Source organism: Pseudomonas sp. ADAK13, from assembly GCF_012935715.1.
Taxonomy (GTDB): Bacteria; Pseudomonadota; Gammaproteobacteria; order Pseudomonadales; family Pseudomonadaceae; genus Aquipseudomonas.
Window position 1 is genome coordinate 5,370,899 of the sequence record NZ_CP052860.1, and the last position, 14,107, is coordinate 5,385,005.

The window sequence follows — 14,107 nt, forward strand, 5'->3', positions numbered from 1 at the left end:
TCACTGGCCTCCCATCATGGCGCCGATATTGTTCAAGGGAGCCATGCCACGGGAGATTGAGCCGTTGATCTGGCCGGAGAGGCTGGAACCGCCACCATGGCCGGCTGCTGCGCCTGCACCGAGGCCCACGCCGCCGCCGTTGTTGGTCAAGCCGGGAAGGTTGCCGCCAGGCAAAATGGCGCGAGTGATACTGGAGCCGCTGCTGATGTTCGCGTAGTCGTTATCGCTCAGCTCATTGGTGGCACGCAGAATCTGTGGCGCCGCATTGGCATTGACGGTGACGGGGTTGGGATCGACGCCGGCAGTGCGGCCCGCCATGTGGCCCTGGACGGTGCGCTGAATCACGATCACACCGTCGCCTGCCGCGAGCACTGGAAGGCTCATGCTGGTACTCAATACGCAGCTGATCAGCAGAAGGCTCAATGAGCCTGGATTAAGTGTCTTCACGACGGCGTTCCTTATTCTTGGCGCTGACCCTAAACAGCGCTGTCAGGAAGAGAGCAGGAGCTGTGCCGCTTTTGATTTTATGAACGGATTCAACACGTTATGAACGCAGCGAAGGCTGTGCAGGCAGGATGTGTTCCAGAAGTGAGACAACCGGCACGTGTGCAACCCGCTCGGCAGGTGTCTCAGGGATGAAACAGCGGGCGTCACAAACCCGGCAGTCCGCAGCCGGCTGTCAGCTCAGCCGGTGCAAGTGTTTCAAAAGTGGACAGTTAAAGGCGCAGGGTGCCAGGGGAGGAGGGCGCAGTCCCCTGGAGCGAAGGTCAGCTTTTCGGGGTTTTACGCGGAATGGAATTGAGCACGGGGTTGCCGTCCTGGTTCTGGGTCAGGTAGACCGGCAGCACCTTGGGCAGGGAGGGGACGAGGTTGGACACCTCGTTGATGTTGTAGATGCCGCCAATGCGAATCGCGCCGGTGCCGGCGTCGGCCAACATCACGGGTTTGCTCAGGTAGCGGTTGATCAGCGGCAACGCGTCGGCCAGGGCCAGGTTGTCGAGGATCAGTTTGCCGTCACGCCAGGCCAGGGCGGTGTCGCCCGGGGCAATCGGCTGGGCCTGGGGGCTGGCGTCACCGTGGCTGTAACTGGCCTGCATCCCGGGGGACAGGCGCAGGCCGCTGTGGACGTCGTCACTGGTCACCAGCACCGAGCCTTGCAGCAGCATGACCCGTACGTGGTCTTCGTATTTCCAGACGTTGAACTGGGTGCCGGTCACCCGAACCTGGCCGTCGCCGGCGTGCACGATAAACGGGTGTTGCGGGTCATGGCTGACGTTGAAAAACGCCTCGCCCTTTTTCAGGATGACCCGGCGCTGGTCCTTGTAATTGCTGTAGACCAGTTCGGTGCCCAGGTTCAGCTCCACCTGGCTGCCATCGTCCAGGATGACCTGGCGCAGGGTGTTTTCGGCTTCGTAATGTTTGTATGAGCTGGGCAGCCAACCGGCTTCCCAGCCGGTGAAGGCCGCCAGTGGCAACGCCACCAGGCAGATTGCTGCGGCCACCGCGTAATGGTTTAAACGGCTGCGAGGCTTCAACTGCACCACCACAGGCGCCGGCGCACTGCGTGGCAGGTGATCGGCAACGTCCCAGATTTCCAGCATGGCCGCATATTCGAAGGCGTGCAGTGGGTGCGCATCGTGCCACTGCTCGAAGGCCTGGCGCTCGACCGTCGTGCAGTCACCCGCATGCATGCGCATGCACCAGTGCGCAGCGGCATCGGTGATGGCGTCGTATTCGGCTTCTGAAAGGGACTTATCTGTCATTAACTCATCCTGATTTCGCACATTCTAACCTCCACAGCAGGACCGGGAGAACAGCCATCATGGCGAATGAACATCAATTGGAACTAATTCTCGTCTGCAAGGCCCTAAAAATCAGGACAGGTCACATTCTTTCCCTCAATGGAGTACGAAAATGTTGAAGAAAACGTTAGCCGCCCTCGTTGCAACCTCTGCCTTGCTCAGTGCCGGTGCTGCCTTGGCCGACAAGCCCGGTGCGGGCTGGATCACCATCGAAAAAGCCATCGAGACCGCCAAGACGAAGGCCGGTTATATCGAGATCTACAAAATCGAAGCCGACAACGATGGCTACTGGGAAGGGGAAGGGCGCAAGTCCGATGGCATCGTCTATGAGTTCCGCATCGACGGCGCCTCAGGCAACGTGTTGCGCGACCAGAAAGACTGATACGCGTTGATTGAACCTGCGCAGACCCGGTCCGGGCCTGCGCAGGACTGTGCTTCAGGGCGTTTGGTGCGCCATCGACGGTATCGGGTCCAGCTGACGTCCCAGGGTGGTAATCAGCAGGGTCAATGAGTCGGCGTTGTCTATCTGGGTATTGAAACGCCGGGTCAGGTTGGTTTTGAAAATCCCTCTCGCATTGCTCAAGTCCACGCCTCCGGTGGTCTGCAGAATCTGCTCCTTGATGTAGTCGTCGTCAGGATCTGTGCCTACGTCAGGGCCGATCACGCCCATGGCATCCATTGATTTGAACAAGTGCCCAATGGGCGTGCTCACCGAGTAGGCGTTTTCTTGCACGTCTTGCAGCCAGTCCCGCAGGTCGCGGCCGGTCTGGGTCTGGACTTCGATCAGGTCGGAAAACGGCGATACCGTATTGAGGTACACCGCGTCGACAGTGTTGCGCACGATGTGGGTCAGTTCGTGGATAAGCGTCGTGGCGCGAGCATGGACCGGTTGGTCGAAGTAGCCGATCAAGTGGCTGTCATACAGCGACGCAGGGGGATCGAAGAAGTTGTCGGAGAGGTAGATGCGTCGGTCCGGGTCGTCGTCGATGGTAAAGGCCCAATGCCGCTCGGGCTCGACGATATGCGCTCCGGAAACGAATCGCGTCGAGTTGAGTGAGTAAAGCGACGGTTCCAGGACCTCGTCCAGGATAGCGGTAACGGTTTCCAGCAGTTTTTTTGCGAGCGCCTCGGGAAACCGTGCGGGCCCCGTATCGGGGTCTGGCGCAATCCCAAAGAAGCGATTCACGAAGCGATGCACCCGCGTGACGGGTGGGTACTTGGGGTCCAGCAGCTTCAGGTTTTGTTGGCAGTTGTGCAGGTAAAACGTTGCCAGGTCCAGTGCCTCGACAATCGCCTGGGCCCTGTGTGGAGAGAGGCGCCGGATATTGGCCATGCCACGGGCTTCGATGTTCATGATCCTGCGGGCTGCTGCCCTGACTTCTCGCTGCTCGAGCATTCTGCTGAGCCCGGGGCCGAAGCGGCGGATGGGCGGACGGGTATCGACCCGCCATTTGCGTCCGGTATCCAGGCGCAAGCGAGGGCCTTTGGACTGTGCACTGAACAGCCGCCAGTGACTGCCCTGTTTTTCGGCGCGATAGACCTTGCCCGCGCAGGGAACGTAATGGTGGTTATTCTCCGAGGTGTAGACCCCGGAGGCGCCCGCACTCAATTGTTCCAGGCTGGGTTCGTGCACCTCATAGGCCTGCAGCCGGGTGCGTTCTTGAGCCGTTATGTCGATGCCTGGCCAGGCCGGGGCTGTATCCGTCGGCTCAGGTGCCGGCTGAGGGTCGTCTGGAGCCACAGGCGCCTGCATCAACTGGCGCAACGAGAGCATTTGCCCGACGCCCGCGATAAACGACTCCAACGCTTCACGCCATTGGTGTTGCTGCAAGGCTTCGGCGGAGGCTTTGAACAGCCGGTAGCTCTGCCATATCACGATCGGCAGCATCAGTTTGCCGGGCAGTAACCCGAGTGACTGTTGGAGGCCGCCGGTAAACAGCGCTTTTATGGTGTCCCAATTCGACTGGCCGTCGGGCTGATTTTGCTGGTCGAGCATGTGCACCATAAGGGCAGTGTTGTCCCGGTACAGCTGCTTGAGTGCATTGCCCATGATGGGCGTTGCCGCCAGGGTGATTTCAGACAGTTTCCCTGCGGTGGTGGCCCACAGGTTTTTATAGGTGGCTTGATCGCTGGCCGGCAGATGGCCAATGATCCAGTCCTGCAGCAGGCCGGGTATGTTGAGCCGAAGCAGCAAACTGGCCTCGTTTTCAAACTCCTGGAACGTCTGTTGCGGACTGTACGGCGTATACATCACTACCGGGTTCTTTCCGGCGGCACTGATCAAGTAGACCCCCAGCGTCTTTACGGCGCGGGCGCCCGCCGTCGCAATCAACTCCAACGGGCGGATACTCGCGGTCGCGCCCTCGACGGTAGCGCGGGCGGTGGCGTCCGGCATATCGAGTATCTGTTCGATCAGGCCCAATCCGGTGACCGAGAGCCGCTCCTGTAGCTTCAGTGCATGGGCATGTTGCAGCAGTTGCCAGGGCAACTGCCGGATAAACCGTTGCTCTCGCTCCCCGGCACCGGGGTTGCCTGGGGTGAGTTTTTCAGTCAGGTAAGCCTGGTTGTCTTGCTTGAGGGTCAAGCGGGCCAGTATCTGAAGTATGACCGTGGGCGTCAGGCCAACGGCCGCGGAGTCGACTTCAAAGGTGGCGGCCTGTTGTGTAACGTGATTCAGGGCGTAGTCCACCAGGTTCTGGCGCTGGCCGGCGAGCACCAGCTTGGGGGTGATGTACACGTTTTTCGGGGACACGGCGTAGGCCATCAACAAGCCGGTGAGTGTGTCGTGGACATACTGCGAGAGGGAGAAAAAATCATGCAGGTAGTCTTTGTCGTCGCTGAGGCTCTGGCGGTATTGCTCAAGGATTTCGATATGGCGCTGTTGCTCCTTGATCGGGGCCATCCCCAGCCAGGCGGGTAACGACTGTTGCGCCATCAGGGTTTGGGCGATTCGTGACGTGTGGTCCAGGTCGGTGGCGGGTAGCGTCTGTTCCAGCGCAGCAAAACGGCTCAACAAGGCACCGCTCGATAAGCTCAGCGCCAGGCAGTGGGCGCGTTGCCCGATGTAATGCTCAATCCACGACTGTTGGCGGTGTTGCGCCACGGCGTCGTTGATCTGCATGAAGCTGCCCAAGGCGTAAGACTGGTGGGGCTTGAACTGGCGGGGGTCGAGGTTCTGCAGAAGCATCATGCGCTGCTCGGGATCGGCGAGCCGGCGCTTGAGTTCGGTGTGCAGTTGAGCGATGTGGGTGAAACTTTCCAGGCCTCGCGCCGGGGTCCACAGAATCGCCCGGCCGGAATGGGAAGGGTCCAGGCCGCCACGTTCGGTGAGCACCAGGCAATGCGCCAATGGCACCCTTTGCTTCTGGTTCTGCGGTTCGACGGTCAGCGCGAAGGCGTCTGGAATGAAGCCGTTGAGCCCCTGGCGCCGGCGCCGATCAGGGCGCTGATGATCAAATACGGTATTGATCAGCGCCTCGTCACGGGCGTCGAGGCTGTTGTTCAGGCGCCTGAGCCGGGCCTCTCCCTGAATGGCCACTGACATGGCATGGGCCATGGGCGCCTTGAGGGTCTCCAAGTGCTCACGGGGCATGTTGGCGAGGTCGCGGCTGCGAAATTGGGTCAGTGCAGCGCCGAGAATGGCGTTGGCCCGGGTGATATCGAGCGAGGTCAGTTTTTTTGCAAGTCCCTTTCCCGGGGCATGGTAGAGGCCGTAGTCGGGGGTCTGGGGAATAGGCCCCAGGCCACGGGTCAGGCGCCCGATGAAATAGCTGCTGAGGCTTTGGCTTTCCAGGGGCGGTGCCACGGCTGCATCGCTTGCGGTACTGGCGTATCGGTTGACGTAAATTCCCTCCGGGTCGAGATCCGGCAGGCGGTGAAGGTTGAACTGCGCGGTCAATACTTCCCGGACCTTGCTCGCCAATGCAGGTTGCGCCCGGATCTGCACGGCCAGGGATTGCTCGATACTAGCCATCTGTTTTTGCAGCAGGGCAACGCGTTCGGCGGTGAGCGAGACCGGGCGCGTGGGGTCGGCGAGTACTGAGTGCGGGGTCCACCGTCCCTCGCTATCCAGGCCCGGAAGTTGGCTGTCAATCATGTAGCGCACGTCCAGCGAGTGATCCACCAGGGCCGCGGGATCGATGCCGGCTCGTGTGCGACGGTACAGGTCCAGGGCATAACCGAGGTTCTGCTGCTGTTTGGCGATGACCTCTTCGAACAATTGTTCAAACAGGTTGCCTTGCAGTTGTAGGCCAGAAAACCGGGGGGCCTTGAAGCCGATAAACAATGCGCGCTCTTGCAGGGACATCAGGTTATAGAGGTTATTGTCATACCCTGGCGCCTTGACCATGGCCTCGAGGGCCTTCATTAAATCCTCGTAGTTTCCGAGCACCTGCAGGCCCAATCCCGGTGTGTAGAAAAACGTAGTGGCGTTCCCGATCATCAACGTGCTGGCCAATGAAACTGTATTGGCGGGATGCTCCCAGATCTGCACTTTTTCGAAGCGCAGTGGGGTGATGTTGTTCCCGTTCAAGGTCTCTTCGGGCTCGTACAGCAGGGCCAGCGCCTGGCTTTGCGAGGCACTGATGATCGACTTTTGGCGCTTGAGCAGTATGTCCAGTCGGGCATTTGCCGCCATGGCCTGTGTGAAAAAGGCCCGGCGAGAAAGACTGGGTGATATTTCGGTGTTCCAGAACGTTTCCAGGGCGCTCTGCAGGAACGGAACCAGTTGCCCGGCCGCTTGCTGAATCGCGGTTTCCCAGCGTGGTGCGTCCGCCGGGTCTTTTGGGCGCCCGGGATGGAAAAATTCCCGGGTCTGCCCGACAGGCCAGTTTTGCTCGCGGTAAAACAACAACACGGCATCATTGATGTGCAGTGAATCAAGCCAGCGGGGCGTGTTGCCTTGCACGGGCTGGCGGGCGAAAAAGCTCACATGGGCGGCGCTGGCATCCAGTCCCGGGAACGCGGGTCGACACACCACGTTGAGCAACTGCGACAGCAAGGTGCCCAGCGTCGGGAGTTGTTTTAATTCGGCCAGCATCGCCTGGCGGTTTTTATCCTGATAGGCGTTGAGGGTTTTTTCCTGTTCCTCAAAAACACCCTCAAGGATGGCTTCGGTGGTCAGTACGGGGGTGTTGTCCGCTGCCCGTATGGCCTGTTGTTGCAAAGGCAGGAAACGCAGGAGTTGCGCGGCCTGCGCCGGATTTTTCAACCGTTCGCTCAACGCCGCCAAGGCTTGCGCACGGTTATCGAATTTTTCCAGGCCGCCGTAGGGGGTGTAGAGGAACGCGTGAGGGTAAACGGCGCTGGAACTCATCATGAAGCTGCCGGCCAGTTCGGCGGCGTTGGGTGTGTTTTTGTCGAGCCAGAGGCGTTGCGCAATCATCGGCGGCGATTGCTGGCGACGCGCGGTGTCGGTGGCGAAAAACACCTTGCCGAGAAACTCGTGGTCCTTGCGGTCGAGGCCCAGGCGGCGTTCACGCTCCAAGACGTTCCAGCCATCGCGCAGGGCTTCCGGGAAAAAATAGGGTAGGGAGCTGTGGCTCATGTGCCTGATCCTTGGACAAAGTGAGGGCGTCGACCCTACGCACCCGCGAGCGCCTCAGGGCGCTAGATATGTCTGGCGTTCCCTGTCGACAGCCATGGGGCAAACCCTGTCTAATCGTCAGACCGATTCTTTGTACGCTGTTGCCCTTTCCAATAATTAAACGGGAGCTTCAGATGTCTGCATCGCCCTTGGATGTCGAGTCTTCATCAGAGCGACTCACTTACGCCCAATTGACCGACCTGCTGCGCCAGGTCTTCGTGCGCCACGGCACATCGGCCGACGTGGCCCGGGTGCTTGCCGAGAACTGCGCCAGCGCCGAACGTGATGGCGCCCACAGCCACGGCGTGTTTCGCATTCCCGGTTATGTTTCCACCCTGGCCAGTGGCTGGGTCAACGGCAAGGCCGTGCCGGTGGTAGAGGACGTCGCCAGTGGTTTCATTCGCGTCGATGCCGCCAATGGCTTCGCCCAGCCCGCGCTGCAAGCCGCCCGCCCGCTGTTGGTGGAGAAGGCCCGAAGCGCCGGGATCGCCTTGCTGGCGATTCACAATTCCCATCACTTCGCGGCCCTTTGGCCGGATGTCGAGCCCTTCGCCGAAGAAGGCCTGGTGGCCTTGAGCGTGGTCAACAGCATGACCTGCGTAGTGCCCCACGGGGCAGACCGGCCGCTGTTCGGCACCAACCCCATTGCCTTCGCGGCGCCCCGTGCCGATGGCTTGCCGATCGTCTTTGACCTGGCCACCAGCGCCATCGCACACGGTGACGTCCAGATTGCCGCGCGCAAAGGCGAACGCCTGCCGCCGGGCATCGGCGTGGACAGCCTCGGCCAGCCGACCCAGGACCCCAAGGCCATTCTCGAAGGCGGCGCGCTGCTGCCGTTTGGCGGGCACAAGGGCTCGGCGTTGTCGATGATGGTCGAGTTACTGGCAGCGGCCCTCACGGGCGGCAATTTCTCGTTTGAGTTCAACTGGTCCGATCACCCGGGTGCCCGCACGCCGTGGACCGGCCAGTTGCTGATCGTGATCGACCCGAGCAAGACTGCCGGGCAAAGCTTCGCCGAGCGCAGCCAGGAGCTGGTGCGGCAGATGCATGCGGCAGGGTTACGGCGTTTGCCGGGGGATCGGCGCCATCGCACGCGGGCGAAGGCCCTGGCAGACGGGATCGAGCTGGATACGCAGGAATTGAAGCGGTTGCGGGTGCTGGCACAGGTGTGAAGCGCGCTGCGCCCGGGGAGGGCGCAGGCGTTGTGTCAGGTCAGTTGCGGCGACCCAGCAACAGGCCGACCACCAGGCCAAACCCGGCGGAAATCGCCACGGTCTGCCATGGATGGCCACCAATGTACGTCTCGGTGGCGTCTACCACCGGCTTGCTGCGCTCGCGCACATTGGACACCGAGTCCAGGGCCTGCTTGAGCTTGATAGCGACCTGTTCGCGCAGGGTTTCACCTTCTTCTCCCACCAGTGACGCACTGCTTTTGAGCAGCTTGTCCGATTCTTCGATCAGCGCGGTCAGCTCACTGAACGCTTGATCCTTGATTTGCTCTTCGACGGCTTGGGCGGCAGATTTGCGGGCCATTGGGTTAACTCCTTGCAGGTGAATGTGGCAATAAATGCGCTCGATGAAGAATGGAGTGTTTGAAGCTGGCAAAAGTTGCAGGTTTTTTTCCTGAGGTCAGCTTAGGTGAAATCCAGGCCAAGAAAATTCGACCTACAGTGTAAGATGTCACCTATTTGTGCAGCAGGTAATTCAACATGAGCTTCAATCTGGCCAACAAGCCCCTCGCCGAGCGCGCCGCGCTGGAAGATGAAAAGTCCCGTCTCTACGACCTGTGGCAAAGCAACCTGGGCAAGGCCAAGGGCGAAGCCGCCCGCCTGTTTGGCGAACGTGCCAAGCGCAAGGGCAAATGGGCCGAATGGGTGCGTGCGGAACTGGACGGCATGTCGCCGCCGGAGTTTTCGAACATGGTGCGCAGTGAAGTCAATCGGCTGATGGCGGCGAAGTAAAACACGCCTCGATCGCCTCACGCACCAGGCGCTGCAAGGGATCGAGCTGCGCCTGGGTGCGCCAGCCCAGCTCCACCGGGTAGCGCGGCAAGGTCAGTGGGCAGGGCAGCACCGTCAACCCGGTCAGCCGCGCGATGGCCTGGGCCGCGTGATCGGGGATGGTCGCCACCGCCTGGCTGCCCTTGAGCAGAAACGGTAGTGCGGCAAAGTGGGTGGTGGAAGCGCCTACGTGCCGGCTCAAGCTCTGCGCGGCCAGGCCCTCGTCGGTAATCCCGATAAATCCCCCAGACGATACCAACACATGTTCACGCCTCACGAACTCGTCGAGGTCGATGGCCTGTTGCCCCGGCGCCAGGCTGGCGGGGTCCACCAGGCACGCATAATGGCCTTCCCCGAGTACCTGGCGGCTCAGCCGGCGCTCGGCAAAACCGCCGGCGGTGATCGCAAGGTCCAGGCTGCGGTCGAGCAGGGCACCGGCGACGATCTGGCTGTGGGTCTGGCGGAAAATCAGCCGCAGCTTCGGCGCACGCCGGGCGATCTCATCGATCAGCCGGCGGCCGTAGGCAATTTCGAAATCATCCGACAACCCCAACACCACCGAACGGCCCTGATAATGGCTGCCGTGAGGGTCGACCATGGCCAGGCTCTGGCGGCAACGGTCGAGCGCTTCGCTGATCACCGGTTTCAACTGGTTGGCCCGCAAGGTTGGCGCCAGGCCCCGGCCGGTGCGCACGAACAATTGATCGCCATACACATCCCGCAGACGACGCAACGCCGCACTGATGGCCGACTGTGTCACCCCAAGGCGCAGGGCGGCGCGGCTGGCACTGGATTCGTCGTGCAGGGCTTCGAAGGTTTTCAGCAGGTTGAGATCGACGTTGGCGATATTCATCGGGTTCATAGTGCGTGGCTGGATATGTCTCGAATGTATAACGCCTCTAGACCAGCTGCAATTTTCTGCTGGCCACCACCAGCGCACTGATACTCAGGGCCGCTGCCGCGATCAGGTAAAAACTCGGCGCCAGTTGTGAGCCGGTCAGGGCGATCAGCCCGGTGGCGATTACCGGCGCAAAGCCACCAAATATCGTCACAGCCAGGTTGTAGCTGAGGGACATGCCGGTCACCCGGGTGCGTACCGGAAACACATCCGCCATGAGTGATGCCAGCGGTGCGAAGTAGACCGCCTTGATCAACGCCATCATGGACACCACCAGCAACAACGAGGTTGCGCTGGGTACTGTGTTGAGCCAGACGAATGCCGGAAAGATCGCGAGGATGTAGACGGCCGAAGCCCAGAGCATGATTTTGATCCGGCTGACATAACCGGTGATGAACCCGACCACCGGCGTGACCACGGTCAGGATGAGCCCACCTGACAGCGTGGCCAAAAAGCCTGTGGACTGGGGAATGTTCAAGGTGGTCGCGGCATAGGACGGCATGTACTTGATCATGAAGTTGGACGCCGTCGACACGATCAGCACGCCCATGGACACCAGCAGCAAGGTCTTCTGCGAGAACAGCACCTCCCGCAGCGGCCGGGAGCCCGGTTCACTTTCCTTGAAGTCGGGGGACTCATCCACCGTACGGCGGATGTACAGGCCCACCGGACCGAGGATCAAGCCAAAGAAAAACGGCACGCGCCAACCCCAGTCGAACATCTGCTGGTCGTTCAGGCTGGTGGTCAGAAAGTAGCCGAACAACGAGGCGATGACCACGCCAAATCCCTGGCTAGCAAACTGCAGGCTCGCGACAAAGTTGCGGGTCTTTTGCGGGGCATGTTCCATCATGAATGCGGTGGAACTGCCGAACTCACCGCCTGCCGAGAAGCCCTGGAGCAGACGGGCCAGCAGAATGCCTATCGGCGCGACAATCCCGATGGCGGCATAGCCGGGCATGACCGCGATCATCGCCGTGCCGATCAGCATCAGCATGATCGACAGCGTCAACGCTTTCTTGCGGCCCTGCCGGTCGGCATAGGAACCCAGTACGGCGGCGCCCAACGGACGGATCAGAAACGACAGCCCGAAGGTCGCAAAGGCCAGGAACAGCGAGACCGCCGGGTCTGCGGCCGGGAAAAATACCTTGCTGATGGTCAGCGCAAAATAGGCGTACACCGACAGGTCAAACCATTCAAGCGTGTTACCGATCAAGGCGGCGCCCACAGGCTTCCAGAGGGGCGTTGCGGTGGCGACCGCGGGTGAAACGGTGGGGGACGATAACGCTGTCATGCTTGACGCTCCTGATTTTATAAGGGGGTGAGCGGCAGATAAAAAGGGTCCGTCTGACCCTGATTTTTTATTGTGGTTGGGGTGGTGTGAGGTGACCCAGGTCCCAGAACAGCGAGGTCATGATTTGCAGCCCCTCAAGGGCTACCGAGCCCAACAGGTGTTCATCCGGAGCATGCTGTGAACAGCCGGGGTAGGAGTGCGGTATCCACAGCGTAGGCAGGCCCAATATGTCTGCGAAAATATCGTTGGGCAGGGTGCCCGCAAGGTTCGGTAACACGGCGACAGGCCGGTGGGTGGCTTCGGCAATCGACTGTCTGGCGAAGTGCACCCACGGGTTGTCAGGGTCCAGCCGGCTGGCAGGTGTACAACGATCCATCACGATATTGACCTGTTGAAAGCCCTCGGCATCCAGGTGCTGGCGCAGCAGGTGCTCCAGGTGTTGCCAGTCGGTACCCACCACGAAGCGCAGCTGGCAATGAGCGGTGGCGCTGGGCGGAATGGCATTCACCGGTTTGGATGGATTACCGGCGTTAAACGCCAGCACCTCCAGGGTGTTCCAGCCGAACAGTCGCTCACCCAAGGTCAAGCCGGGCTCGCCCCACTGCACGTCCAACGGACGGCCCAGCGAATGCTGATCAATGCCCAGTTCACGGATGGCTTCGCGCACCGACTCGGGGATGGCGCCCGGCACCAGCGTTCGACAGCGGATACGACCGTTCTGGTCCACCAGACTGGCCAATGCATTGGCCAGCACCACGGCGGGGTTGGACATCACGCCGCCCCAGTTCCCCGAGTGCAGGCCCTTGTCCCGTGCCTTGACGTTCAGGGAAAACAGCGCGGAACCCCGGGAGCCGAGAAATATCGTCGGGCGGCTGTCGTTCAAGCGCGGGCCGTCGGAGGCGATGAACACATCGGCTTGCAACAACGCCTGGTGCGTCGTGCACACCTCGCGCAGCCCGGGAGAGCCGCATTCTTCACCGGTTTCAAACAGCACTTTGACGTTGAAGCCCAAGCGTCCGTCCCGTTGTTTGATGACGTGTTCGAGGGCCGCCAGGTTGATGCTGTGCTGGCCTTTGTTATCTGCGGTCCCACGGCCGTACCAACGATCGCCTTCAACGGTCAGCGCCCAAGGGTTGAGGCCCTCGCGCCATTGCTCGTCATAGCCGAGTACTACGTCGCCATGCCCGTACGTCAGTACTGTCGGCAGGTCGTCCGCTTCATGACGTGATGCGAACAGCAAAGGCCCGGCGCCGGACGGGTTATCGAGCAGTTGGCATTCAAAACCCATACCTGCCAGCGCAGGCTGTATTTCCTGTTGCAGATACCGCGTCAGTTCGTGGGCTTGGCCGGGATTCTGGCTTTCGCTGCGAATGGCGATCCGGCGGCGCAGATCGGCTTCAAAATGGCCGTCGGCCAGGTACTGGCGAACATTCGCGAGCGCTTGTTGCTTGGACATGACAGTTCCGGTGCGTGCTTGGGTTCAATCCAATATAGAAGTCACGTATCGCTCTGTATATTGCTGTTTTTTGACGTTTGACTTCTAATAAATAGATGCCTGGGTAAAGGAATCAAACCGTGGACTATCGCTATTTTCTGGCCGTGATCGACTCGGGGTCGCTTGCTGCTGCCGGTGAACGCTTGCATATCGCGCCCAGCGCCGTCAGTCGCCAAATCTCCCTGTTGGAAGAAAGTATCGGGGTGCCGTTGTTCGAGCGACGGCCACGGGGCATGCAGCCGACGGCTGCCGGCAGCGCCTTGGCTGATCATGCACGACGTGCCTCGCTGGAGGAGCAAAGCCTGCTGTCGGAGTTGCGGGCGGGGGATTACCCGGGCGCGAAAGTGGTTCGGCTGGTGTCAACCGAGGGGCTTTCCCGTTACTTCCTGCCTCAGGTACTGATCCGGCATTACCAGCAACATCCGGCGTTCCAGTATGTGCTGGAGGTGATGTCGCCTCACGAATGTGCGGATAAAGTGAGGCGCGGCGAGGCGGATGTGGGGCTGGTCTTCAGTACCGAGCCTATCGACGGTGTCGAGGTCCTGCATTCAAGCCGCTCGCCGATCCGCGCCGTGATGCGTGTGGGGCATCCATTGGCGACGCTCAAGCAGGTGCCCCTTCGATCACTCTCACATTACCCGTTGGCACTGACGCCAAAGGGCTCCACTCAAAGGCTGTTGTTTGACCTCGTTTGCCAGATGGAAGGGCTGTCATTCAATCACGTGATGACGTGCAACTATTCGGGCGCCATCCATGAATTCGTTCGCAACACGGACACCATTGCGTTTGGCGGTGCGATCAGCCATCGGGCGAATGGAAGCGACGACCTGGTATCGGTTGCGTTGTCGAACCCTCAATTTTCAGACCGCGCAATCCAGGTGCTGACGATGCCCAAACGCGCATTACCGGCGGCGCTTGAGCTTTTTATCGAAACCCTTATCGGATCCCTGAAAGACGTTAACTGATGGGAGTGGATATTTATTTGGCTCATATCAGTTAGCAGTGAAGTGGGCTTTATTCATGAATGCTCCTGACTG

At 60.5% G+C, this 14,107-nt stretch carries 12 protein-coding genes; 5 read left to right on the forward strand and 7 right to left on the reverse strand.

Annotated features, from left to right (window positions below; all coding sequences use genetic code 11):
- Complete coding sequence (locus tag HKK54_RS24820; protein ID WP_169388147.1) at positions 1 to 447, reverse strand: hypothetical protein; 447 nt, start codon at positions 445 to 447, stop codon at positions 1 to 3.
- Here HKK54_RS24820 and HKK54_RS24825 point away from each other — a divergent pair.
- Positions 383 to 550: a hypothetical protein gene (locus HKK54_RS24825; protein ID WP_169385832.1), complete on the forward strand. Its 168-nt coding sequence runs from the start codon at positions 383 to 385 to the stop codon at positions 548 to 550. The genes HKK54_RS24820 and HKK54_RS24825 overlap by 65 nt on opposite strands.
- Positions 551 to 767: 217 nt before the next feature.
- On the opposite strand, the gene HKK54_RS24830 is transcribed toward HKK54_RS24825, so the two are convergent.
- Complete coding sequence (locus HKK54_RS24830) at positions 768 to 1,763, reverse strand: FecR family protein (protein ID WP_169388148.1); 996 nt, start codon at positions 1,761 to 1,763, stop codon at positions 768 to 770.
- Positions 1,764 to 1,914: 151 nt separating this feature from the next.
- Between HKK54_RS24830 and HKK54_RS24835 the strand changes: the two genes are divergently transcribed.
- Complete coding sequence (locus HKK54_RS24835) at positions 1,915 to 2,184, forward strand: PepSY domain-containing protein (protein ID WP_010172920.1); 270 nt, start codon at positions 1,915 to 1,917, stop codon at positions 2,182 to 2,184.
- A gap of 54 nt (positions 2,185 to 2,238) precedes the next feature.
- Here the strand turns inward: HKK54_RS24835 and HKK54_RS24840 are convergent, their stop codons facing one another.
- Positions 2,239 to 7,347 (reverse strand): dermonecrotic toxin domain-containing protein, encoded by a 5,109-nt coding sequence (locus tag HKK54_RS24840; protein ID WP_169388149.1) that lies wholly within the window; start codon positions 7,345 to 7,347, stop codon positions 2,239 to 2,241.
- Between the two features lie 173 nt (positions 7,348 to 7,520).
- Here HKK54_RS24840 and HKK54_RS24845 point away from each other — a divergent pair, with 173 nt between their 5' ends.
- Positions 7,521 to 8,558 carry an Ldh family oxidoreductase gene (locus tag HKK54_RS24845; RefSeq protein ID WP_169388150.1) on the forward strand — a complete coding sequence of 346 codons (1,038 nt, stop codon included), beginning with the start codon at positions 7,521 to 7,523 and terminating at the stop codon, positions 8,556 to 8,558.
- 40 nt (positions 8,559 to 8,598) lie between these two features.
- On the opposite strand, the gene HKK54_RS24850 is transcribed toward HKK54_RS24845, so the two are convergent.
- Entirely contained in the window at positions 8,599 to 8,919 is a 321-nt protein-coding gene (locus tag HKK54_RS24850) for a DUF883 family protein (RefSeq protein WP_010172915.1), read from the reverse strand.
- Between the two features lie 176 nt (positions 8,920 to 9,095).
- Between HKK54_RS24850 and HKK54_RS24855 the strand changes: the two genes are divergently transcribed.
- Complete coding sequence (locus HKK54_RS24855) at positions 9,096 to 9,347, forward strand: hypothetical protein (RefSeq protein ID WP_003217960.1); 252 nt, start codon at positions 9,096 to 9,098, stop codon at positions 9,345 to 9,347.
- Here the strand turns inward: HKK54_RS24855 and HKK54_RS24860 are convergent.
- The 3 genes from HKK54_RS24860 to HKK54_RS24870 form a co-directional block, all read right to left on the reverse strand.
- Positions 9,322 to 10,239 carry a LysR family transcriptional regulator gene (locus HKK54_RS24860; protein ID WP_178120996.1) on the reverse strand — a complete coding sequence of 306 codons (918 nt, stop codon included), beginning with the start codon at positions 10,237 to 10,239 and terminating at the stop codon, positions 9,322 to 9,324. The genes HKK54_RS24855 and HKK54_RS24860 overlap by 26 nt on opposite strands.
- 46 nt (positions 10,240 to 10,285) lie before the next feature.
- Positions 10,286 to 11,575, reverse strand: a complete 1,290-nt coding sequence (locus tag HKK54_RS24865) for an MFS transporter (protein WP_169388152.1) — start codon at positions 11,573 to 11,575, stop codon at positions 10,286 to 10,288.
- Positions 11,576 to 11,642: 67 nt separating this feature from the next.
- Positions 11,643 to 13,031 (reverse strand): M20 family metallopeptidase, encoded by a 1,389-nt coding sequence (locus tag HKK54_RS24870; RefSeq protein WP_169388153.1) that lies wholly within the window; start codon positions 13,029 to 13,031, stop codon positions 11,643 to 11,645.
- A gap of 119 nt (positions 13,032 to 13,150) precedes the next feature.
- On the opposite strand from HKK54_RS24870, the gene HKK54_RS24875 reads away from it, so the two are divergent.
- A complete protein-coding gene (locus HKK54_RS24875; protein WP_010172904.1) occupies positions 13,151 to 14,035 on the forward strand; it encodes a LysR family transcriptional regulator in 885 nt (294 codons plus the stop codon).
- The last annotated feature ends 72 nt before the right edge of the window (positions 14,036 to 14,107 follow it).